This window comes from Pseudomonas viridiflava (genome assembly GCF_900602065.1).
Taxonomy (GTDB): domain Bacteria; phylum Pseudomonadota; class Gammaproteobacteria; order Pseudomonadales; family Pseudomonadaceae; genus Aquipseudomonas.
Map to the genome: position 1 here is coordinate 138,049 of NZ_UWFN01000043.1, position 21,909 is coordinate 159,957.

General features: G+C 58.7%; 20 protein-coding genes and 1 pseudogene. 6 read left to right on the top strand and 15 right to left on the bottom strand.

The window, feature by feature from the left end; translation table 11 throughout:
- Positions 1–3 precede the first annotated feature (3 nt).
- The 5 genes from phnL to EE949_RS00825 all read left to right on the top strand — a co-directional run bounded on the left by phnL (position 4) and on the right by EE949_RS00825 (position 3,634).
- The gene (gene phnL, locus EE949_RS00805) at positions 4–720 is read left to right on the top strand and encodes a phosphonate C-P lyase system protein PhnL (protein WP_122662079.1); all 717 of its coding nucleotides are present in this window, start codon (positions 4–6) and stop codon (positions 718–720) included.
- Positions 714–1,874, top strand: coding sequence for an alpha-D-ribose 1-methylphosphonate 5-triphosphate diphosphatase (locus tag EE949_RS00810; protein WP_122662081.1), 1,161 nt, complete (start codon positions 714–716; stop codon positions 1,872–1,874). The genes phnL and EE949_RS00810 overlap by 7 nt, the downstream gene beginning before the upstream one ends.
- Positions 1,874–2,440: a phosphonate metabolism protein/1,5-bisphosphokinase (PRPP-forming) PhnN gene (gene phnN, locus EE949_RS00815; RefSeq protein WP_122662083.1), complete on the top strand. Its 567-nt coding sequence runs from the start codon at positions 1,874–1,876 to the stop codon at positions 2,438–2,440. The genes EE949_RS00810 and phnN overlap by 1 nt, the downstream gene beginning before the upstream one ends.
- Positions 2,431–3,180, top strand: coding sequence for a phosphonate metabolism protein PhnP (phnP, locus tag EE949_RS00820; protein WP_122662085.1), 750 nt, complete (start codon positions 2,431–2,433; stop codon positions 3,178–3,180). The genes phnN and phnP overlap by 10 nt, the downstream gene beginning before the upstream one ends.
- A gap of 124 nt (positions 3,181–3,304) precedes the next feature.
- Positions 3,305–3,634: a thioredoxin family protein gene (locus EE949_RS00825; RefSeq protein WP_122662087.1), complete on the top strand. Its 330-nt coding sequence runs from the start codon at positions 3,305–3,307 to the stop codon at positions 3,632–3,634.
- 91 nt (positions 3,635–3,725) lie between these two features.
- Here EE949_RS00825 and moaA read toward each other — a convergent pair whose 3' ends face one another.
- The 12 genes and pseudogenes from moaA to EE949_RS00885 all read right to left on the bottom strand — a co-directional run bounded on the left by moaA (position 3,726) and on the right by EE949_RS00885 (position 15,922).
- Positions 3,726–4,724 (bottom strand): GTP 3',8-cyclase MoaA, encoded by a 999-nt coding sequence (gene moaA / locus EE949_RS00830; RefSeq protein WP_122662089.1) that lies wholly within the window; start codon positions 4,722–4,724, stop codon positions 3,726–3,728.
- A gap of 58 nt (positions 4,725–4,782) precedes the next feature.
- Complete coding sequence (locus EE949_RS00835; protein ID WP_122662091.1) at positions 4,783–5,598, bottom strand: formate/nitrite transporter family protein; 816 nt, start codon at positions 5,596–5,598, stop codon at positions 4,783–4,785.
- Between the two features lie 330 nt (positions 5,599–5,928).
- Positions 5,929–6,951 (bottom strand): sensor histidine kinase, encoded by a 1,023-nt coding sequence (locus tag EE949_RS00840; protein WP_162874609.1) that lies wholly within the window; start codon positions 6,949–6,951, stop codon positions 5,929–5,931.
- A complete protein-coding gene (locus tag EE949_RS00845) occupies positions 6,935–7,387 on the bottom strand; it encodes a response regulator (RefSeq protein WP_122662095.1) in 453 nt (150 codons plus the stop codon). Before EE949_RS00845 ends, EE949_RS00840 begins: the two co-directional genes overlap by 17 nt.
- 169 nt (positions 7,388–7,556) lie before the next feature.
- The gene (locus EE949_RS00850; protein WP_122662097.1) at positions 7,557–8,903 is read right to left on the bottom strand and encodes a cation:proton antiporter; all 1,347 of its coding nucleotides are present in this window, start codon (positions 8,901–8,903) and stop codon (positions 7,557–7,559) included.
- A gap of 416 nt (positions 8,904–9,319) precedes the next feature.
- Positions 9,320–10,372, bottom strand: a complete 1,053-nt coding sequence (locus tag EE949_RS00855) for an ABC transporter substrate-binding protein (protein ID WP_122662099.1) — start codon at positions 10,370–10,372, stop codon at positions 9,320–9,322.
- A pseudogene (locus EE949_RS00860) lies at positions 10,369–11,548 on the bottom strand (NAD(P)/FAD-dependent oxidoreductase). Before EE949_RS00860 ends, EE949_RS00855 begins: the two are co-directional and overlap by 4 nt.
- Entirely contained in the window at positions 11,545–12,915 is a 1,371-nt protein-coding gene (locus EE949_RS00865) for an NAD(P)/FAD-dependent oxidoreductase (RefSeq protein ID WP_122662104.1), read from the bottom strand. The pseudogene EE949_RS00860 and the gene EE949_RS00865 overlap by 4 nt, the downstream one beginning before the upstream one ends.
- A complete protein-coding gene (locus EE949_RS00870) occupies positions 12,912–13,202 on the bottom strand; it encodes a (2Fe-2S)-binding protein (RefSeq protein ID WP_122662106.1) in 291 nt (96 codons plus the stop codon). Before EE949_RS00870 ends, EE949_RS00865 begins: the two co-directional genes overlap by 4 nt.
- A 24-nt stretch (positions 13,203–13,226) precedes the next feature.
- Positions 13,227–14,021: an ABC transporter permease gene (locus tag EE949_RS00875; RefSeq protein ID WP_027901476.1), complete on the bottom strand. Its 795-nt coding sequence runs from the start codon at positions 14,019–14,021 to the stop codon at positions 13,227–13,229.
- Positions 14,022–14,024: 3 nt separating this feature from the next.
- Complete coding sequence (locus tag EE949_RS00880; RefSeq protein ID WP_122395149.1) at positions 14,025–14,897, bottom strand: ABC transporter permease; 873 nt, start codon at positions 14,895–14,897, stop codon at positions 14,025–14,027.
- Entirely contained in the window at positions 14,894–15,922 is a 1,029-nt protein-coding gene (locus EE949_RS00885) for an ABC transporter ATP-binding protein (protein WP_122662108.1), read from the bottom strand. Before EE949_RS00885 ends, EE949_RS00880 begins: the two co-directional genes overlap by 4 nt.
- 249 nt (positions 15,923–16,171) lie before the next feature.
- On the opposite strand from EE949_RS00885, the gene EE949_RS00890 reads away from it, so the two are divergent.
- The gene (locus tag EE949_RS00890) at positions 16,172–17,008 is read left to right on the top strand and encodes an IclR family transcriptional regulator (RefSeq protein ID WP_122662110.1); all 837 of its coding nucleotides are present in this window, start codon (positions 16,172–16,174) and stop codon (positions 17,006–17,008) included.
- A 372-nt stretch (positions 17,009–17,380) separates the two neighbouring features.
- On the opposite strand, the gene tssM is transcribed toward EE949_RS00890, so the two are convergent.
- The 3 genes from tssM to EE949_RS00905 all read right to left on the bottom strand — a co-directional run.
- The gene (gene tssM, locus EE949_RS00895) at positions 17,381–20,842 is read right to left on the bottom strand and encodes a type VI secretion system membrane subunit TssM (RefSeq protein WP_122662112.1); all 3,462 of its coding nucleotides are present in this window, start codon (positions 20,840–20,842) and stop codon (positions 17,381–17,383) included.
- A gap of 11 nt (positions 20,843–20,853) precedes the next feature.
- Positions 20,854–21,699: a type IVB secretion system protein IcmH/DotU gene (gene icmH / locus EE949_RS00900; protein WP_122662114.1), complete on the bottom strand. Its 846-nt coding sequence runs from the start codon at positions 21,697–21,699 to the stop codon at positions 20,854–20,856.
- Positions 21,700–21,728: 29 nt separating this feature from the next.
- A partial coding sequence (locus EE949_RS00905) for a hypothetical protein (protein ID WP_164666657.1) occupies positions 21,729–21,909 on the bottom strand: 181 nt, incomplete at its 5' end.

Sequence of the window (21,909 nt, forward strand, 5' to 3'; positions counted from 1 at the left end):
CTCATGAGTACCCTGATCGAGGTCCGCGACCTCTCGAAAACCTTCACCCTGCACCAGCAGAATGGCGTGGTGCTCAATGTGCTGCGCGGCTTGAATTTCGCGGTGCGCGGTGGCGAATGCCTGGTTTTGCATGGCGATTCAGGGGCAGGCAAGAGCACCTTGCTGCGCACCCTGTACGCCAATTACCTGCCTGCCGGTGGCAGCATCCGCGTCCAGCATGGCGGCGAGTGGCTGGAGCTGGTCAATGCACAACCCCGACAAGTCCTGGCCGTACGTCGTCAGACGCTGGGCTACGTCAGCCAGTTCCTGCGAGTGATTCCCCGGGTTGCCAGCCTTGATGTGGTGATGGAACCCGCACTGGCGCGGGGCTGGTCGAAGGCGGATGCCAAAGCCCGTGCCGAACAACTGCTGACGCGTTTGAACATTCCGCGACGCCTGTGGCAATTGGCGCCCGGGACGTTTTCCGGTGGTGAACAGCAACGGATCAATATTGCCCGGGGCTTCATGGTGCCGTGGCCCGTGCTGTTACTCGATGAACCCACCGCGTCGCTAGACGAAAGCAATCGCCAGGTGGTGCTGGAACTGATGAATGAAGCCAAGAGCGCCGGAGCTGCGTTGATCGGCATCTTCCACGACCGCGCTGCGCGTGAGGCGGTTGCTGACCGTTATCTGGACATGACCCCGGTGGACCTGACCGCCAAGGAGTTGCTGCAATGCTGACCGAACAGATTCTGACCAATGCTCAGGTTGTCGCCGCTGATCAGGTGTTCAACGGTACCGTGGTCCTGCGCGACGGGCTTATCGTCGACATGCAGACCGGCCGCAGCCAGTTGCCTCAGGCCCAGGACTTACAGGGTGATTACCTGCTGCCGGGCCTCGTCGAACTGCACACCGATAACCTCGAAAAGCACCTGTCGCCGCGCCCCGGTGTGGACTGGCCGTCGGCCTCGGCTGTGCTCAGCCACGATGCGCAGATCATTGCCTCCGGTATCACCACGGTGTTCGACGCATTGTCTATCGGTGACGTGAACCCCAAAGGCAAGCGCATGCAGCAATTGCCCGCCATGCTCGAAGCCATCGCCAGCGCTAACGCCGCAGGTCTGACCCGTGCCGAGCACCGTTTGCACTTGCGTTGTGAAGTCTGTCACCCGGACACCTTGAGCGTGTTCCGCGATCTTGTGGAGCAGCCACTGGTGCAGCTGGTTTCAGTGATGGATCACTCGCCGGGCCAGCGTCAGTTTGCGCTGGAGTCCAAGTACCGCGAGTACTACATGGGCAAATACCACCTGACGACGGCGCAGATGGATGAGTTCATCGTTGAACAGGTGGCCAATTCCCGGGAATACAGCGACCGCTTTCGTCGCGCCATCGTTGAGGATTGTCTGACGCGCGGGCTGTCGGTCGCCAGTCATGACGACGCGACCCTGGCCCACGTGGAAGAGTCGGCGGGCTACGGCATGAGCATTGCCGAGTTCCCTACGACGATGGAGGCCGCGCAGGGCTGCCGACGGTTGGGCATGAGCGTGTTGATGGGCGCACCCAATGTGGTACGTGGTGGTTCGCACTCGGGTAACGTGGCAGCCGTCGATCTGGCAAAAGAAGGGCTACTGGATATTCTCTCCAGCGACTATTATCCGGCCAGCCTGTTGCAGGCCGCGTTTACGCTGGCCGGGCAGGGCGAGTACTGCACGCTGCCACAAGCGTTGGCAATGGTCAGTCGGGCCCCGGCGGTTTCTGCCGGGCTGGACGATCGTGGAGAAATTCGTGTCGGGTTGCGTGCCGATCTGGTTCACGTCCGGGCTGATCGTGGTCGGGTTGACGGTACGTTACCGGTTATTCAGCAGGTCTGGCGACAGGGCAAGAGGGTGTATTGATGGCTGGCAGGTTGATCTATCTCATCGGGCCGTCCGGTTCGGGCAAGGACAGCCTGCTGGACAGCGCACGCGATGAGCTGCACCGGCGCGGTTGCCGGGTTGTGCAGCGGGTGATTACGCGCTCGGCGGAAGCCGTGGGCGAGGCGGCTCAGGCGGTTACGGCCGAGCAGTTTCTGGCGATGCAGGCTCAGGGCGATTTCGCCTTGAGCTGGCAGGCCAACGGCTTGCATTACGGCATCCCCAGGCACATTGATGAATGGCTGGAAGAGGGGCTGGACGTACTGGTCAATGGTTCCCGGGCGCATCTGCCTCAGGCCCGGCAGCGTTATCCCGATTTACTGGCCGTCTTGCTGACGGTCAGTGACGATATCTTGCGCCAGCGCTTGTTGGCCCGGGGTCGAGAGTCGTTGGCTGACATCGAAGCCCGCTTGCAACGCAACTCCAGATTCACCGTGGAATTGCTCGCTGATGATCCTGCGGTGTTCGTGCTGGACAACTCGGGGGGGCTGGCACAAACCACCGAGCGCCTGTTGCAACGCATCGCGCGCGAGCACGCATGCGCCTGACATTGCTGGGCACCGCCGATGCCCGTCAGGTTCCGGTTTACGGCTGCCAGTGCCCGGCCTGTGCGGCGGCGCAGGCCAACCATCAATTGCGGCGTCTGCCTTGCAGCGCGCTGATTGAATGTGGCGATCAACGCTGGCTGATCGACAGTGGGCTGACCGATCTGGCTGAGCGCTTTGCACCGCACACCCTCAGCGGCATTTTGCAGACTCATTACCACGCCGATCACGCGCAGGGCCTGTTGCATCTGCGCTGGGGCCAGGGGCTGATAATCCCCGTGCATGGCCCGCAGGATCCGGAAGGTCTGGCCGATCTGTACAAACATCCCGGCATTCTCGACTTCAGTCAGCCGTTCAGCGCATTCGAAACGCGGCAGCTTGGCACGCTGACGGTCACCGCTATGCCGCTGGTGCATTCCAGACCCACCCTGGGCTACCTGTTGGAGGGTGAGGGCAGGCGTATCGCCTATCTCACCGATACTGTTGGTCTGCCTGACGCGACAGCCGAGTATCTGCAACGTCAGCCACTGGATGTGCTGGTTCTCGATTGCTCGATGCCGCCGCAACCTCAAGCACCACGTAATCACAATGATTTGAACCTTGCACTGCAGGCCGTCGAGCAACTGCAACCGGGTAAAGCGGTGCTGACCCACGTCGGGCATACGCTGGACGCATGGCTGATGAACCATGGGCATGAGTTGCCGCAGCACGTGATCGTGGCCCGGGATGGCATGCAGGTGTAATCCTTGAACACTGCTGGTAAGGCCTGCGATCCTCGAACTTCACTGAAGAAGATCGTTCAAACGTGACATATCGATCATCAGGTCACGGCCATGATGGTCATTTGAACGGGCCGGAGATTTACCAATGAGCAGTCAACCTTACGCTACAACAGCGCCGAGTCGCGCCGAAGTCGATGCCTATGCCGGCGCGACGCTGATTCAGTTCGGTACGGACTGGTGCGGCTTCTGCAAAGCGGCTGAACCGCTGGTCAACAAGGTCCTGGCGGATTATCCGGATGTTCGTCATCTCAAAATCGAAGACGGCAGCGGACGGCCTCTGGGGCGTTCATTCAGAATCAAACTGTGGCCAACCCTGATCTTCATGCGCGACGGCGTCGAACTGAGTCGCCTGGTGCGACCGGGCAATGTCAGTGATATCGAAGAAGCGTTTGAGGGGATGGTGAGGGAGGGCTGACAGGACAAAATGCTAATAGAGGACCTGTAGGAGCTCCTACAGGCCAATGTTTGCTTCGTTAGAGATTGAATGCCAGCTCAGGGGGGCTTTTTTACCCACCCGTCATATTCATGAACCGCACCACCTGCACTTCATCGTTAACGCTGAAGTTATGGCTCCAGGGTTTGAGCTGCATGGCGTCGATAATGGCTTTTTCGAGCTTTTCCGGCTGGCCCGGATTAGCCCGTAGCACGGCCTTGAGGTCGGCGGAATGTTCGTTGCCCAGACACAGCAACAGACGGCCCTCAACAGTCAGGCGCACGCGGTTGCAGGTCGCGCAGAAGTTGTGGCTGTGGGGCGAGATGAAGCCAATGCGAATATCCGGTGCCTCCGCCAGGCGCCAGTAGCGCGAAGGTCCCTGAGTCGATTCGGTGGAATTGATCAGCGTGTAGCGCTCGGCAATACGTTCGCGCACCTGATCACTCGAATAGAAGGACTCGGCCCGGCTGTGGTCGCTGATAATGCCCAGCGGCATCTCTTCAATGAAGGAGATATCCAGCTTGCGGTCGATGGCAAAGGCCACCAGATCGTTGATTTCGTGATCGTTGCGACCTTGCATCACCACGCAGTTGAGCTTGGTGTGCACGAAACCTGCCGCGTTGGCGGCATCAATACCGGCGATCACCTTGCTCAGTTCGCCAGTACGGGTCATTTCCTTGAAGCGCGCCGGATCAAGGCTGTCCAGGCTGATATTCAGTCGGGACACCCCGGCATCGAACAGCGGCTGTGCAAGTTTTTCCAACTGCGAACCATTGGTGGTCATGCACAGTTCGCGCAGGCCGGGCAGGGCGGCGATCTGCTGGCAGAGGCCGACAATCCCGGATCGTACCAATGGTTCACCACCGGTAAGGCGAATCTTGCGGGTGCCCAGTGCGACAAACTGCTCGGCAACCTGGTAAATCTCTTCCAGAGAAAGAATCTGCTGGCGTGGCAGGAATGTCATTTCCTCGGCCATGCAATACACACAACGGAAGTCGCAACGGTCTGTCACTGACATCCGCAGGTAATCGACCTTGCGTGCAAAGCTGTCCATCAGGATACGGTCTGACATTTCCACCTTCTCAACACATTCTCCAACAGTCCTTTAACAGCACTGTTCATGGCAAGTTTCATACTTTTTGCGAGCGGGCCGTCGATGCTACAGGTTTATCGGCCGATGTCAGCGTTTGGTTATAGGAAACATAGTAAGCCAGACCTACAAATACTGCGCCACCTACCGCATTGCCGAGGAATACCGCGACAAAATTCTCTACAAACTGCGTCCAGCTCAGCGCGTCAGCAAAGATTGCGGCGGGAATCAGGAACATATTCGCAACGACGTGCTGGAAACCGATCGCGACGAAGGCCATGACCGGAAACCACATGCCGAGAATCTTACCTGCAACGTCCTTGCTTGCGTAGGACAGCCACACGGCAAGGCACACCAGCCAGTTGCAGCCGATGCCGGAAATGAACGCCTGACCAAAGTCAGCACTGACTTTACCCGTGGCGATAGCGACTGTTTTAGCCAGATAGGGGCCTTCGGTCAAACCCAGCAGATGACCGAAGAAAAACGCGACAAACAGAGCGCCCAGCAGGTTGGCCAGGGTCACCAGCAGCCAGTTGCGCGCTACGGCTGAAAGCTGGATACGCCCGGCGAACATGGCCATGGGCAGGCTCATCATGTTACCGGTCAGCAGTTCACCACCCGCGAGAATCACCAGAATCAGACCAATCGGGAACACCGCTGCGCCCAGCAGATTGCCAAACGAGGCCCATTGAGCGGGAATCATGGTACTGACGTGGATATCGAGTAGAAAGCCAATGGAAATGAACGCGCCCGCCAGAAAGCCCAGAATCAGAATAGAGAGGGTGGGGAGGTGCGCTTTTTTCACGCCAGCTTCGACGGTCAGTTCGGCGATCTGTTGCGGGGTATTCACGGACATGGTTCTGGCTCAAGCAGAGTGACAATACGGGGCGCGCGCATAAGCACGCGTCGCTGGCAGTCACCAGTCAATAGTAGGGTTCTTTAGCGTCCGGTCTGGTTGCGCAGCGTCGCGTACGTCACGTGCGCAGGTTCCTGTAATTCAGAGGCGAGAGGTGTCCGGTTTATAGCAATCAAACCGGGGATACCGGGATGATCTGCGGGGCACCTGAATTAGTAAGCAAGCTACTGAGTCGAAATGCCGCAGTCCAATCGCTTGTTCCGATGAACTCATCGACATGCTCAATCGTCGCCCTGAAGCCCTTGCAGACCGCGGGCTAAAGCGCTTTGGTCAGAGGCTTTGTTGATGCGCGAAAGTGAGCTCAACCTGCGCGCCCTGGCCGGTAGCTAGCTGTCTGTTGCTGCGGAGCACGCTGGCACCGCAGCGTTTTGATAAGGCGTCAACGAGACTGAGAACCGATGCACTGCCGGGGCTTATGAAGGCTTTCAGTGTGGTTTCGTTGAAGCCTGGGCCATCGTCACTCACGCAGATGCGCGCAGTGGTTGCGTCGATGGGGGCTATCTGCAATTCGACGCTGCCGCCATTAGCGTGTTTGATGACATTGTCGAGCAGCTCATTAAGGATCAGGCCCATATTCGAGCCCATCTGCAGCGATACATAAACCGGTCGGGTCTGCAGGCTCAGCGTGATTGAGCGGTTGTATTGCGTGTTGATCAGGCGTTGGGCCAGGTCGGGAAGTAACTGGGCGAGATCAACCTGATTACGGCTACTGCGATGCAGTTGCTCCTGTACGGCACCGACACCCACCACTCGCGTAATGGCCGACTGCATCAGGTTTTTGGCTTCGTCGCCTTGCGCACGCAGGCTTGAAAGTTGCAGCAGACTGATGATCAGTTGCAGGTTGTTTTTGACCCGATGATTGAGCTCAGCAAGCAGCATTTGCTGGTTGTCAGCCATCTCCCGTTGCTCGGTGATGTCGACGCAGCTGCCGAAGTAACCGGCGAATTGCCCGTCACGGTAGAACGGCGCACCGCTGTCCAGCATCCAGCGATACTGGCCGTCGTGACGCCTTACCCTATATGGCGTCTTGAAAGGGGCTCGTTCATCGAACGCTTTATGGTAGGCGTCAACGCACTTATCGAGATCATCAGGATGAACATCGTCTTTCCAGCCGTATCCGCACAGTTGCTGTTGGGTCTTGCCGGTAAAGTCAGTCCAGGGCTTGTTGAACCAGTCACAATGCTTATCGCTTCTGGCCCGCCAGATCATCACGGGTGCGTGGTCGGCCAGCTCACGAAACTCGAGTTCACCGAGCATGCATGGCTGATCCAGCCCCTCAGGTTCTGATTTCATGAGGGCTGACCATTGGCTTTCGCAGCGGTGCATTGCGGAAAATTTCCAGCGCACTGTGCGCAGGCAGGCTGCCGAAGGGGCTGCCATCGAGCAATGCTTCGGTCACCTGCGCACAATGTGCAAGGTCTCCAGGGGCGTAGGGCTTGCGTAACAGGCCAAGTGCGGCATCGGCATTGGCGCGCGCTGTCTGGACCTGACCACTGATAAATACAGAGTTGATGCCGTGCTGATCACGCAGGCGACGCGCCAGGGCAATGCCCTCGTCATGGCCGCCCAGATTGATATCGACAAAAGCGACATCAGCTTGCTGTTCGCGGGCCAGTTTCATCGCATGGGAGACATCGTGGGCCGGCCCGATGATTTGATGCTCTGCACTTAGTGTGGCCGCCGCAATCATTGCAAGGATTGGATCGTCTTCTATCAGGAGGATGCGCATTTTTCATTCCTGCCTTCTAAGCGCTACACGCCAACGTGGATAATCAACTAGCTATTACGTCGCGGAGCAAAAAGCGTTTATTCATGCAAATGCACGGACTTGGAAGTTTGGCTACCCCTTAACTGAATGGTTCATAAAAGGTTCTAAAAAACATTCGAATGAGGGGGAATCAGGGTTTTTCAACTTGAATGCTGCGTTCATAACGCTCCAGCAGCGGCTGGATACTGACCCCGTGCAGCAGAATGCTAAGGGCTACCACCGACAGCGTGAGGCCAATGCTGGCCTGCGCGACTTCTTCCGGCAGCCCGTGGCCCAGGGCAAAGCACAGGTAGAACAGGCTGCCAATGCCACGAATACCAAACCAGCCCACCAGCGCTTTCTGCCGCTTGTTAAGCAAGCGACGGCTGATCAACAACCACACGGCAACGGGGCGGATGACGCAAAAAAGCGCGAGTCCCAAACCGACCGCACGCCAATCCCAATAAAGGGAAAGAGAGGCCCCCAACAGGGTAATCAACAACACCTCCATCGATCTCTCAACTAGGCTGCTAAACGCCAGCATGTCGCCCATCATGACGCCGGCAGCCATTTGCGAGTCGCTCAAGTCCTCTTTCTCGGCAACCGTGGCCCGCTCGACGCTGCCGCTCATGTGCCCGATAACGGGTTGCGCGAGGTGTTCAGCGGGCACTTCGGAGCGGGTGATCTGGGCCTCGGCCTGACGTAAACCGAGGCCAGCCGCAAACACTGACAGGAATCCGAACGCGCCCAGGCCGTTGGCCACCACATAGGCAATGGCAATCAACGCCAAGGCCAGAAAGTCATTGGGGGATGTGTCGCTGTCGGCGTTCTTGATCCGTAGGTAGATCATCAAATGCCCGACACCTCGGCCCAGCCCATAGCCGATCAGCAACCCCACTGGCACGCCCCACAGCAGGTTCTTTATCGCCCAGTGCTGGACCCAGCTCATATCACCGGCACCATGGGTCAAAAACAACAGGGCGAAGATCACGAATGGAAATGCCGTTCCGTCGTTGAGGCCAGCTTCACCGGACAGACCAAAGCGCAGGCGGTCGGAGTCCTGTGCGCTGTTGACTTGCACCAGTGAGGCGAGCACCGGGTCGGTAGGCGAAAGCATTGCGCCCAGCAGAATCGAAATCCCCCATGACAAACCGAACAGGTAATGCGCCGCCATGGCGGTACCGGCGATAGTCACCAGCATCACAGGCCCAGCCAGCCAGTAGGCGGAGCGCCAGGCCTTGCTGTTCAGTGGCTGGCGAAGCTTGATTCCGGTGCTGAACAGCGAAAACAGCACGGCAACTTCAGTCAACCGCTCCAGCCAGCCTGAAGCCTGCTTGAAGTCCAGATTCAGCATGTCCAGCCCGGCTGGACCGATCGCAAAGCCGAATGCGAGGCACACTGCGGAGGTGGTGACGGGCAACCAGCGCAAGTAGGAAGAAGTCAGCGCGAGCATCATCAGCAACGCGCCTAGTACGGTCATGCAAAGAATGAAGCTCATCCGGCCTGAAGTCTCACAACGGGGCCTCGCAAAGACGAGGCGATAAGGTTGTGACTGCTCAGGGATGGGATAGTTGAAACATTTGGTATCAAAGGCTATCAGGGTGGGTTACGGGAAGATCCGGGGTGGTGATTTAATCCACCCATTGGCGATGTGCTGGCTGACCTGACGCAGTAACTGTAGGAGTCGCCCCTGTGTCCCTGACACCACGCTGTCGCGCAGCAAACAGAGGACTGGTGGGACCGACCGGCTCTTCGTGAATTCAGATAGTTACGTGTGGTTTGATGAGAGTGAGCTTGCTCGCGATAGCGTCAGGTCAGACGACACCTTCTTAACAGATCTCCTGCCATCGCGAGCAAGCTCGCTCTTACAGATGGTGATACGGCTTGCAGGATTGAGCTTGCTCGCGATTTGGTTTACCGCTCCACTGTCCTGTTCCAGCGCGCATTCCATTCCGGGCGTGTCAGGTTGACCTGGTCCCAGTCGATGGTCACCGCCGTTTCCAGATATTTGTTCATCGCCTCAACCTGGCCCCGGGTCTTGTCCGTGGTCGGGGTTTTCGGGTTGGACGGGATCTGGTCACCAAATTCCAGCGCAGGCGCCTGAGCTTCTGGGGTCAGCAGATAAGCAGCGAGTTTCTGCGCCAGTTCCGGCTGATCGTTTTTGGCGATCGCACACTCGGCCACGTTCAACACCACGCCGCCTTCTTTAGGAGGCGCGTACTCTACCGGCACGCCCTTGATCTTCAATGCAGTGACCTGGGTCGGCGTGAGCGGGAACAACGCGGCTTCGCCGGTCTGCACCATCTCGGAAATCTTCGCCGAGCTGGCAATGTACTCCAGCACGTTAGGGCCAACGGTTTTTGGCCATGCCTTGAAGCCCGGCTCGACATCCGTTTCGCTGCCGCCCTGAATACGGTTGAACATCAGGAAGCCATGCAGGCCGAAAGTGGAAGAGGCCATGGACTGGAATACTACTTTCTCCTTGAACTTCTTGTCCGCCAGATCCATCCACGAGGTCGGGGCTGCCCAGCCTTTTTCGTTGAACATTTTCGTGTTGTACGCCAGCCCGGTAACGCCCAGGCTCACCGCTGCCGCTTCGTCCTTGATCTTCGCCTTGGCAGGCAGATCAGCCAGCGACGGGCTTGGCTGCAATTTGTCGCACAGGCCCATGGAAATCGCCCGATACATGATCCCGTCATCGAGGAACATCACGTGCATCTGCGGGTTGTCTTTGCTCGCCTGAACCTTGGCGAGAATGTCCGAAGACGTTCCTGGCACGATCACCACTTTGACGTTATTGGCTTTCTCGAAAGCAGGCAGGACCTGATCGGCATACAGGCGCTCCATCGTCCCGCCGTTCATGCCCAGATAAAGCGTGGTGGCGGCCTGGGCCGGGGAAGAGGCGAGCATCACCGCGAGGGGCAGGCACGACAAGCCGGTAAATGCGATACGTTTTGCGTTCTTCATTGCAGCGACCTTCCTCTGTGCAAAGGGATGAAATCAATGGTTAACGGTTTTACAGGTTTGGGCAGTCTGTTGAAAACGGCGGATGGAAAATGATTCCAGGGAAATCGTCGACTGACCGGTGCATACCCATTCGGCAAGGGCTTCGCCCGCGGCCGGGCCAATCTGAAAACCAGAACCTGCAAAACCGAAGCCATGCAGCAGGCCAGGTTGCAGGAAGCTCGGGCCGAGCACCGGTTCGCGATCCGGTAAGTACCCTTCGGTACCACTCCAGGTACGAATCGCCTGTGCACCGGCCAGTGGCGGATACAGCTCCACCGCGTTGCGCAGGATATCGACCACGGCGGCTTGCCCCGGCCTGGCGCGGGTCGGATCCAGCGCAAAGCCCTGACCGCCGCCCAGCACACAATTGCCTCTGGCTACTTGCCGGGCATAGATACCACCGCCCTCGACACCCGTGCTGACGTCCATGAACATCGGCAGCGGCTCGGTGACCAGCATGGCCGGGTGGCCTGAGACCATTGGCACCGGTTCGCCGAATTGCGCCGCCAGATCGCTGGCCCATGCGCCTGCACAGTTGAGCAGCCAGGGTGCACGCAGGTTCAGGCCGTTAGCGGTGCGCACCACGAAGGCTCCGCCGTCATGATTGACGTCTACGACCCTGGCTTGTTCATGGATGTGCGCACCCGCCTTCCGGGCCGCCCGGGCAAATGCCGGAGAGACCAGCCGCGGGTTGGCATGACCGTCTTCGGCGCAAAACGAGGCACCCACTGCCACATCACCCGCCCAGGCAAAGCGCGCCCTTAATTGCTCGCGATCGAGCAATTGCAGGTCGAGCCCAAAACCACGGCTGGCATCGGCGTAAGCCCGCAGTGCGTCCATATCCTTGCCACTGCGGGCCAGTTTCAAGTGGCCGGAACGCAGGTACTCGCCATCGATGCCGATCAGCTCGCGCAAGCCACTCCAGATGCCATGGGCGCGCTGCGATAAAGGCAACTGGCTCAGCGGACGACCCTGTCGGCGCACGCCACCGTAGTTGACGCCGCTGGAATGCGAACCGCAGAAATCGCGCTCCAGCAACGTCACGCGTTTGCCTTTCATGGCCAGAAACAAAGCGGCTGATGCGCCGACAATACCGCCGCCAATGATCAGCGCATCGCTTTCGATGATTGCGCTCATGACGACGTCTCCACACCAAATGGCAACGGTTTGATGGGGGCCTGCCCGCGCAGCCGACCGATGCTTTGCAGGTCTCGGCCACTGCACTGCGCGACGATTTCCGTTGCCGCCAGCCCGCACATCCGGCCCTGGCAACGGCCCATGCCGACCCGGCACATGGCTTTGACCCGGTTGATCTCCCAATGGCCTTCGTCGACCACGGTACGGATATCGCCTGCACTGATTTCCTCACAGCGACAGATGATCGTTTCGTCCGGGACTTTCTTGGCCCAGTCAGCGGGGAAGGGGAATGCAGTTTCCAGCCCATGACGAAAGCGCTTGATCTGCTCCAGCATGTTCTTCAAGTGTTCGCTGCGGGCTTTGTCGACGACCAGGCCGCTGTCCTCCAGCAGTGTGAGGGCGGCCAGTTCGCCGGCCATTTCTGCAGCGTCAGCACCCATGATGCCCGCGCCGTCACCGGCCAGATAAACGCCTGCGACAGTGCTGCGCCCGGCGTCGTCACGCGTGGGCAGCCACGCACGATTGAGCTCGCTCCACTGAAACTCGCAGCCGAGCAGGTCAGCCAGCTGCGTTTCACTGCGCAGCGCGTGGGCGAAGGCCACGGAATCGCACTCCAGTTGTTGCACTGCGCCGCTGCCTTGCCACTGCACGCTGTTGACGCGCTTGTCGCCTTCGACACGTTGCAAGGTCGCGCCCTGATGCACGGCAATGCCATGGGCCGTCAGCCAGGCGCGGTAGTACAACCCTTTAGCGAGGGTCAGCGGCTGCCCGAGCAGTGCGGGCAATGCCCGGCACTGGGCGGAAAAGGGCGCGCTGTCCAGGACGGCGACAACGTCGGCCCCGGCCTTGGCGTATTGGTAAGCGACCAGATACAAGAGCGGACCGCTCCCGGCAAACACCACTTTTTCGCCGATGGCGCAGCCCTGATATTTCAAAGCGATCTGTGCCGCGCCCAGGCTGTACACGCCCGGCAACGTCCAGCCGGGTACCGGCAAGATGCGGTCGGTTGCGCCGGTGGCGATGATCAGTCGGCTGTAATCGATGTACCCCGCGCGGTTTTCCTGCAAGGTGTCGAGCCTCTGTTCTTCGGCGTTCCACACCAGTGTTTGTGGGCGATAGTCGATGTGCTTCGCCAGTTCGTCGAGGGTCTGATGCACGGCGACGGCCTTGCCCGCCTCAAAGCCATACAGTGCTTTAGGTTCGCGTCGGAAGTTCTCGGGCTGACGTCGATATATTTGCCCGCCGCCCCGCAGGCCCTCGTCCAGCAAACACGCTTTTACGCCATAAGCGTGCAAGGTTTGCGCAGCGCGAATGCCTGCAGGACCCGCACCGACGATCACCACTGATTGCGCGGTATCCGTACTCATAGCTGCCGTCCCGGATCACGGCTGACGACCTGGCCATTTTCAAGCAATGTCGAGCAGGCGCGTACCCGGCGACCATCGCCCAGGCGCACCCAGCAATCCTGACACGCGCCCATCATGCAGAAACCGGCGCGAGGCTCGGCACTGAAGTCGCTGCCGCGCAGGTGTTCGCTGCTGGTCAACACCGCCGTGAGTAGGGTGTCGCCCTGCAAGCCGCTGGCAGGCTGGCCGTCGAGGGTGAAGGCCAGCGCCGGACGGTCGTGTTCGACCAAACGTTTGAGCAATGCCATGAGGTTCGCGCTCCAGGCCTCGAATTAATGTTTGCCGACCAGCACCCGATCCAGGCCATACACCCGGTCGAGGATGATCATGGTGGCGGCGGTCAGGGCGATAACCAGCGCGGAAACGGCGGCCATCATCGGGTCGATGGACTCCGTGGCGTAGACATACATGCGCACCGGCAGGGTCTGTGTAGACGGCGAGGTGACGAAGATCGACAGCGTGACTTCGTCGAAGCTATTGATGAAGGCCAGCAACCAGCCACCGGCCACGCCGGGCAGAATCATCGGCAAGGTGATTTTGCGGAACAGCGTGAAGCGGCTGGCGCCCAGTGACTCAGCGGCCTGTTCGGCGCTGCGGTCGATACCGATGGCTGCGGCGATCACCAGGCGCAAGACATACGGCGTAATGATCACCACGTGGGCGAGGGTCAGCCAGAAGAAGCTGCCGTTGACGCCCATCAGGGCAAAGAGGCGCAGCATCGCCACGCCCAAGACCAGATGCGGAATGATGATCGGCGAGAGGAACAATCCATTGAGAAAATTGCGCCCCGGAAACTGGTGACGGGTGATCGCCAGTGCTGCGGGTACGGCAATAATCGTCGCCAGTGTGGCGGCGACAAAGGCCAGAATCAGGCTGTTGTAGAACGAATCGATGAAGTCGGCGCGCTCGAAAATCGCCCGGAACCAGCGCAGGGAAAAGCCTGAAGTCGGCAGGCTGAGGGTGTTCTCCGGTGTAAACGCGACCAGACAGACCACCACCAGCGGCGCGAGCATGAACACCACGACCAGGGCGTGAAACGACAGGGCCAAAGGACCGTTTTTAGACATGGCTCATTCCCCCAGGGTTTTCTTGTAGCGGCCTTCGACCATGCGGTTCCAGGACAACATGACCAACAGGTTGACCAGCAACAGCGCTACGGCAATGGTCGCGCCCATGGGCCAGTTCAGCTCCGAGAGGTATTGGTCGTAGACCACCGTGGCGACCATTTTCAGGCGGCGTCCGCCGAGCAGGCCGGGGATGGCGAAAGAACTGGCCGACAAGCCAAACACAATCAATGTGCCGGACAACACGCCAGGCATGACCTGAGGCAAAACCACCAAGCGCATCACTTTGGCCTGACTGGCGCCTAGGGACAGAGCGGCCTGTTCAGCAGCCGGGTCGAGCTTCTGCAGTGAGGTCCAGATCGGAATGATCATGAACGGCAGCATCACGTGCACCAGTGCAATGATCACCGCGAAAGGGGTGTAGAGCATCTTGATCGGTTGGCCGCCCAGCGCTTGTATGCCCTGATTGATCAGGCCATCGGCGCCGAGCAACAGGCTCCAGCCGAAGGCGCGAACCACCACGGAAATCAGCAGCGGTGTGAGGATCAGAATCAGAAAGATCGAACGCCAGGGCGTGCCCATGCGGCTCAGGATATAGGCCTCGGGGACGCCGATGACCACGCAGAGCAGGGTCACCAGTGCACTGATCCAGAAGGTGCGCAGGAAGATTTCGTAGAAGTACGAATCGGTCAGTACTTCGCCATAGTTGGCCAGGGTGTAAGAATCGCTTTTGACCCCGACTTCATAGTCGAAGACGTTGAACGACAGGATCAGGGTCAATGCCAGCGGGACCAGCAACAAGCAGGTGAACATCACCAGCGCCGGTGCCGAGAGTAGGTAACCGCGGCCACCTCGGCGCATATCACTGAGCAGGCTCATGGGTGCACCTCGTCGGCGTCCAGTACGCGCAGCAATCCGGCTTGCCAGTCCATGCCCACTGCGGTGCCTTCTTCCATCGGCGCGTCGCCGTCGTTGCGACGGACCACGGTCAACTCGCCGATGGCGGTTTCGATGCGATACAGCCATTGGCTGCCGAGGAAGTAGCGGGTGACGACCTTGCCTTGCAAGCGCCCGGTACCTGCGGCGACCAGATCGATCTTTTCCGGGCGCAAGCTCAAGGTCAGCGCGCCGTCGCCAGGCACCTGGCGCACTTGCGCAGCACCTTCGCTGTCCAGATCACCGGGCAGCATGTTGGCCTTGCCAACAAAGCCGGAAATGAACCGGGTGCGCGGGTGTTCGTAGAGCTTGTAGGGTTCGTCGATCTGGGTGATGCGCCCGGCCTGCATGACCACCACGCGGTCGCTGATCGACAGCGCCTCCGCCTGATCGTGAGTCACCATCAAGGTGGTAATGCCGACTTCGCGCTGAATACGACGAATCTCGAACTGCATCTCTTCACGCAAGTTGGCGTCGAGGTTGGACAGCGGCTCATCGAGTAGCAATACCGGTGGCTCAATCACCAGCGCCCGCGCCAGGGCAACCCGTTGCCGTTGCCCGCCCGACAGCTCACGTGGGTAGCGCTGTGCATGTTGGCTCAGACGTACCAGTTCCAGCACGGTTGCCACGCGGCGCTGAATATCTGCGGCCTGTACTTTACGCATGCGCAGGCCAAAGGCGACGTTGTCGGCAACGCTCATGTGCGGGAAGAGGGCGTAACTCTGGAACACCACTCCCAAACCGCGGCTGCTGGGTTTGGCATGAGTGATATCGCGGCCATCAAGGACGATACGTCCGTCACTGACCTCAACGAAGCCGGCGATCATTTGCAGGGTAGTGGTCTTGCCGCAGCCGGAGGGGCCCAGCAGAGAAACGAATTCGCCTTTCTCCACCGCCAGATTCGTGGCGACCACGGCGTCGATACTGCCGTAGCGTTTGGAGAGACCTTCAAGCTGCAAAAAAGCCATAGCTGCGTTCCACCTTTTCATCACGCACAGCGTTGCGGTGCGTTTTTGTTATGGGCAGATGCGAAATGAAATCTTGCAGTTGCTGTGGACGTTGGTGCTCGCTCTGAGTCGGCTACCAGGTTTTGTTCAAATCGCCCTGTGGACTGAGATTAAGACGAAGACTAGGATGGGCGAAAGGATGAATTTCACTGGATGGTATATTTCTTTCAGTTCTTTCGTTCAATGAATTAGTTATTGATAAGTGATCATATGAATTCCACTGAGCGGAATGAAAATCCCAAGGATACCGGCGTCGGGGCAGTATCGCGGCTGTTTGCAGTGCTCCGCTGCCTGGGTGATTGCTCCGAGGATGGCGAGCGCGTTACTCAACTCGCCCAGCAAGTCGGCCTCTCGCAACCCACGACTCACCGTCTGCTGCGCAGCCTCATGGATGAAGGCATGGTCGAGCAGGATCAGCGCAGTAAGCGCTATCGCCTGAGCATCGAGTTCTTCGCCCTGGCCGCTAAGGCAGGCAAGACCAGCAATCTGCGCGACGTGGTGCGCCCGAGCATGCTGCGCCTGTCGGCCTCTTTGGGGGATTCGCTGTTCCTGCTGGCCCGCAGTGGTTTCGATGCCGTTTGCCTGGATCGCAGCGAGGGCCCTTATCCGATACGCACCTTCACCGGCGACATCGGTGGCCGGGTTGCATTGGGCGTGGGGCAGGGCAGCCTGGCGATTCTCGCCTATCTGCCAGAAGAAGAGCGCGACACGGTGATCCGCTATAACCTGCCACGCCTGAAGGATTTTCACCTTTACGACGAAGTATTCCTGCGCTCAGAAGTGGAAAACGTCCGCCGCCTCGGCTACGCCGCCCGCAACACCGGCGCACTGCCGGGCATGGCGGGTCTCGCGGTACCGATCTTCGACCGTGAAGGGCGCTCGGTCGCCGCCCTCAGCGTCGCCACCATCAGCGACCGCCTCGGCCCCGACCGTTTATTGACCGTGGTGGAATTGCTCAAGCGTGAAGCAGCGGTTATCAGCGCCAGGATCAACCCGTTTGACCCGACATTGCGACGGCCCAGTCAGGTGTTTGGGCAGGTTGATTGATTCGCTCGCTTCGTAGCCTTCGGCAGCTCCTGCGAGTTATCTGTTTGCTGCGGGACGTGCGCCGGACCCGGCTTCCCGGATAAATCCGCTCCCACGTCATCCGCATTCCTGTAGGAGCTGCCGAAGGCTGCGAAGCATTTATCCTGACACACCGCCATCGCAGCCTTCGGCAGCTCCTACAAATTGTCTGTTTGCTACGCGACGTACGCCGGACCCGGTAGGGCCGAATTCATTCGGGAAAGCAGTATGTCTGCTGCTGCAGTTGCATGGAATGTACCGTCCCTTTCCCGGATGAAGTCGGTCCCACGTCACATTCCTGTAAGAGCTGTTGCTGCGCGACAAGTAGCTGAATGTATGCCTGACTTCCAGTTCTCAAAGCACTGCCGGAAGCTTGAATGCCCGTAAATCGCCCATCTCAAACGGGTTCGGCGAGCGCTGGCTCATCAGCAAGTAATTCACTCTGCGTTCTTCCAGGTTGGCCTTGAGCATCAGTACGTCGCGGCCACTGTGGTGCTCGGTTTCCATGCGTTCAACCAGGCGGAACAGTGACCACGGTCCCGTGTTTTCCTGATAGCCCACACGACGGCCACTCGTGTGTTCGACGATCAGACTGGCGCTGCTGTTATCACCTTCGGCGGGCCATTGCAGGGCGAGGGGTACGATGGGGCCGTGACGATACTCGAGTTGTTTATCGCCAAACTGAAAGTCGGCGCGGCTCAGGTTTTGATCGAGCGACCAGGGCTCCAGGCGAAATTTGAAATGCGGTCGTTCCGGGTCTTCGTTGAAGAAGCTGCGGCGAATGGTCTGAACACGGCCCAACTGACTAAGCGTATTGATGGATATCGGCAAGGTACGGCCATCCACGCTGCGCAATCGGTACTGCGTACTGTCGCTTTTGATAAATGGCTTCAGGTAAGCATCAAAGAACTTTTCGGCAAGCCCCTGTGCCTTGAAGAACTCACGGAAATCAGCCATGGCGACATCGCTTTCGCTGGTAGCGATGAACGGGTACCGCTTGGCGATAGCCTTTTCATAGACGCTGTAAAGCTCGCTTTGGTAGCGCTGGTTGATGTGAGCGTAGGTGTCATCCAGCAGCACGCGCCAGCTGTCATCGGCAATCGCGCCTAGCCAGCCACTCAGCGGCTGCGGCAGACGAGACGTTGAACTGCGCACTATGCCGATACCATCCAGCTGGGCACCCATGCGCGATTTGGCGAGTTCGAACGCAGCCTGTTCCGGGTGGCTAGAGCGTGCCACCGTGGCTAATTGTGAATGCAGGGTGTTCAACGCTTGTAGTGCTGCGGTGAGTTCAAGTGTCGGGTTGTTGTCGTCATCCAGTAATTGATGCATCGCTTCAAATCGACGCTGCAATGCCATTTTTCCGTTGTTCGGCAACGGCTCCGGCAATGCAGCTTTTGCTAACGTCGTTAAGGTTTTCGCATCCGCTTGAGCTGGCTCATTAGCGTCTGCTTTTGGCGCTTCAAACCGGGTGTTCGCTCGCACTTCCACCAGCAACTGTATAAGCGGCGAGTTCGCAGCCGTCAGCCGTGAAGCCAGCTCCGCGCCTTCTCCCGCGTTACTCAGTGGAACCAGCGCAACCTGACTGATTGCCCGGCTCCAGTGGTCGGCATAGTCGCGCAAGTAAAGTTGCTCCAGTTCAACCATCAGCGCCTGTGTATCGCCGAGGCCAAGCTGATTGTCTTCACCCATTACCCAATCGTCTCGCGAGCTTTCCTGAATCAGTAACATGCCTTGCAGCAGAAAATGATGCTGATAGCTTTTCTTCGTGTAGAAACCCGGAATCGCCTGAGTGTCAGCACTGAACACAACGCCATAGGGATCTATCTGTCGATTCAAATGGTACTCAGGCAAGTGTCGGTTTTTCTCTTTCAGGGCCTGATAGGTCAGCTCCGCCACGGGAGTATTACTCAGTGCCAGCCGGGCCTGTTCGATCAGGGCTGTGTCGAGCGATATTCGCACTGGCCGCTGGAGCAGGCGCGAAAGGTGATTGCCGAGTTGCCGCTGATCGTTGGGTGTCGCGGCGTAACTCGCACGCCATTCATGGCTAATGCGTGCATTCATGAAATCAGCATCGCGGCGCTCTAAGTCATCAAGCATCAAATAAGCTCGAAGGCTGTTACCCAGTTGTTCACGGTTGTTCAAGTCCCCACGCAGCCGGTTTGCCAATTGCGTAGCGATGCGCGGCAGTAACTGGCTTTTCAGTTCGTGATGATAGGCGTCGATCAGGGCAGGCAGAGTGGCGTCCTGCTGATCAAGCATTTGCAGGCTGGACGCTGGCTTTGCGAACAACGCTAGCGCGGCGTGGCTGCGTTCAAGTCGAGGCAGCGTTGCAAACGCTTCATTTGCCGGGCCTGGCGTCAGGCGATCCAGCGCCAGTTGCTCGCCCAGTCGGTTCAGGCTCGTGAGGCGCTCGCTGTTTTCAGCAAAGTTTTTCGCCCACATGGTAGTCACCGTCCCCAGACAGGCCAGCGCTGCGCCGCACATTGCCAGTTGCCGCCAGCGGAGTCTGCGAATGTGCTTTTGATGCAGCACTGCCAGCCCCGTCTCAGCAAAGATAATCTGGTTGAACAGGTCGTGAATGAAGCGCGTCGGGCCGTGCATTTTTCCGGTTTTGCGCGTGCCGCGAGGTGTCGCTTTATCGGTGCCCTCGGTTGACGTAGTGACCGAGGTCTTTGCCTGGAATATATGGGGCGCACTGGTCAGGTAGACGCCGCGTAGCGGATTGCCCGGCTGAAAGCGATTGCCGCTGAACGCTTTGTCCATGAAGCCCGCCAACGGCGCTACGATCATGGCGAGCTGCCGAGGAAAATCCAGAACTTGGGCAACACGTTTGGCCTGGCTTTCACTGCTCGTGCGCTTGATGATCTGGCTGCCGATATGGCTCAGCAATTCATCGAACTTCAGCCTCAGCACTTTTGCGTCCAGGCTTTCTGCAACGCCGAAACTGACCCCAAGCGGCTGCCTGTTCTGCGCCGGGTCAGCATCGTTATAAAAACAGTCGAAGCCACGAACCTGGTCGGCTTTGCTGACCACCAGGTAAACAGGCGATTGGCTGTGTAGACGCTGATGAATTTCCTCAAGACGGCTGCGGACGTGATCGGCCAGTTGATCAAGAGGGTGCTGATCCTCGGCCAGCAGCAGATCGACCGGCAGGTTGATAACCACGCCATTGAGCGGTTTGCTGCGACGATGCCGGGCAATCAGTTTCAAAAGGGTCTGCCAGCCACTGGCGTTGGCATTATCGTCTTGAGTCAGATAGCCCCCGCAGACGTCCAGCACGGCACCTTGCTCGGCGAAATACCAGTCACAATCAGCGGTCGGCGCGGGTGGTGCGATGTCTTTGTTCTGGCGCGCATTGAGCGGCAGGTTCAGGCCCGAGTATTCGAGCAGGCTGGTTTTGCCGCTGCCTTGGGGGCCAAGCAACAAGTACCAGGGCAACCCCATGCGCCAGCGTTCACTACGACCACGGTACAAACGCGCACGGGACAACGTGAGTTGTGCTTGCTTGAAGCGCAGACGCAACCCTTTGTGGTCAGGTTGGGTGGCTGGCTTTTCCGGCGCGTTGTCAGTTGCTGATACGCCGGTGTGCAGAACTGGTTTCCCGTCGCTGAAAACTACAAACAGCCCCCAGGCCAATGCCAGTATCAACAGGGTTACCAAGCGCGCAGAGGCATCGGCCAGCGGTCGGTACTCGTCAACACCTATGCGTGGGCCGACAAACCAGATCAGCAGCCCGCCCCCCATAAGCAACAGCAAGCTCCAGACCCAGGCGCGACGGAGCACGCCTCCCAGTGTGGTGAAGAAGGTTTTCATCGTGCTCAATCTCAAACTATGCCGGGCCCGGCGGACAAGGCATCAAACTGCTGGAAGGGGATCAGGGCTTTCTCGCGTTGTTGGTCGAGCATCCAGACGAAGGCTGAATACACAAGCGTCAGGCTGAACAGCGTCAGCATTAACGGTATCCAGCCGGGGATCAGCAGAACCTGACGGCGTTGCTCATGTCGTTGTGGCAACGGAACGCGTGAAATATTGCGGGCGATCTCTCCGCGCTGGCGCTGGATACACTGAAACAGTGCATGACGCAGCCGAAGCAACTCCTTGTCCCCGTGCTCGATGGCGGCATAGCGACCTTGGTAACCCAGCGCCAGACACAGGTACATCAGCTCAAGCAGTTCGACACTGTTTGACGCGAGCCGCATGTAGTGCTCGAGCCACTGAAAAAATCGTACGCCTCCTGATGCTTCATCATGAATCTCATGCAAAAGACTGTTATTTGCCCAGTCGCTTTCACTACCCCAGTCGCTGGTCAGTACCGCTTCATCGGCAACGGTACACAGCAGGTAGGACGCGACCTTGACAGTTTTCGCATCTGCTCCGGCCCGACTTGCCTGACGGGTAAATCGAACGATTCGTTTGGCTAATCGGCTGCGCAGGTTTTTGATGTGGTCAGGATCCTCGAGGGGCTTGAGGCGGGCAAGATTTGACAGCAGGCGCGACGCGGCGGACACCAGTGGATTGTGGCTGGCGGGCAGGCGAGCTGAAGCGAAGTCATCACAGACTCTCAGTTGAGTCTCCAGTTCGTCATACGCGACTACATTGCGCTGAGGAACGGAGTTTATTTTCGGTTTATTGGATGCACTGCAAGCATTGGCGCTCTGAGCTAGAGTCATGACGCGGATTCCTTTGATAGTCCGTTAAATCAGGCGATTTTTTGATTGGAGTCGTACGAGGCTTTGGCCAGTCGCGCGGCTTTCCGTATATCAGCCAGTTGCAGCCACTCAGTGAGCAAAACGTCCAGGTCTTCGCGGTCGGCCTGATCGCCGAAGACGTCTTTCCAACTGATGACACTTTCAGCCTGTGCTTGCAGACGTTTACGGGTG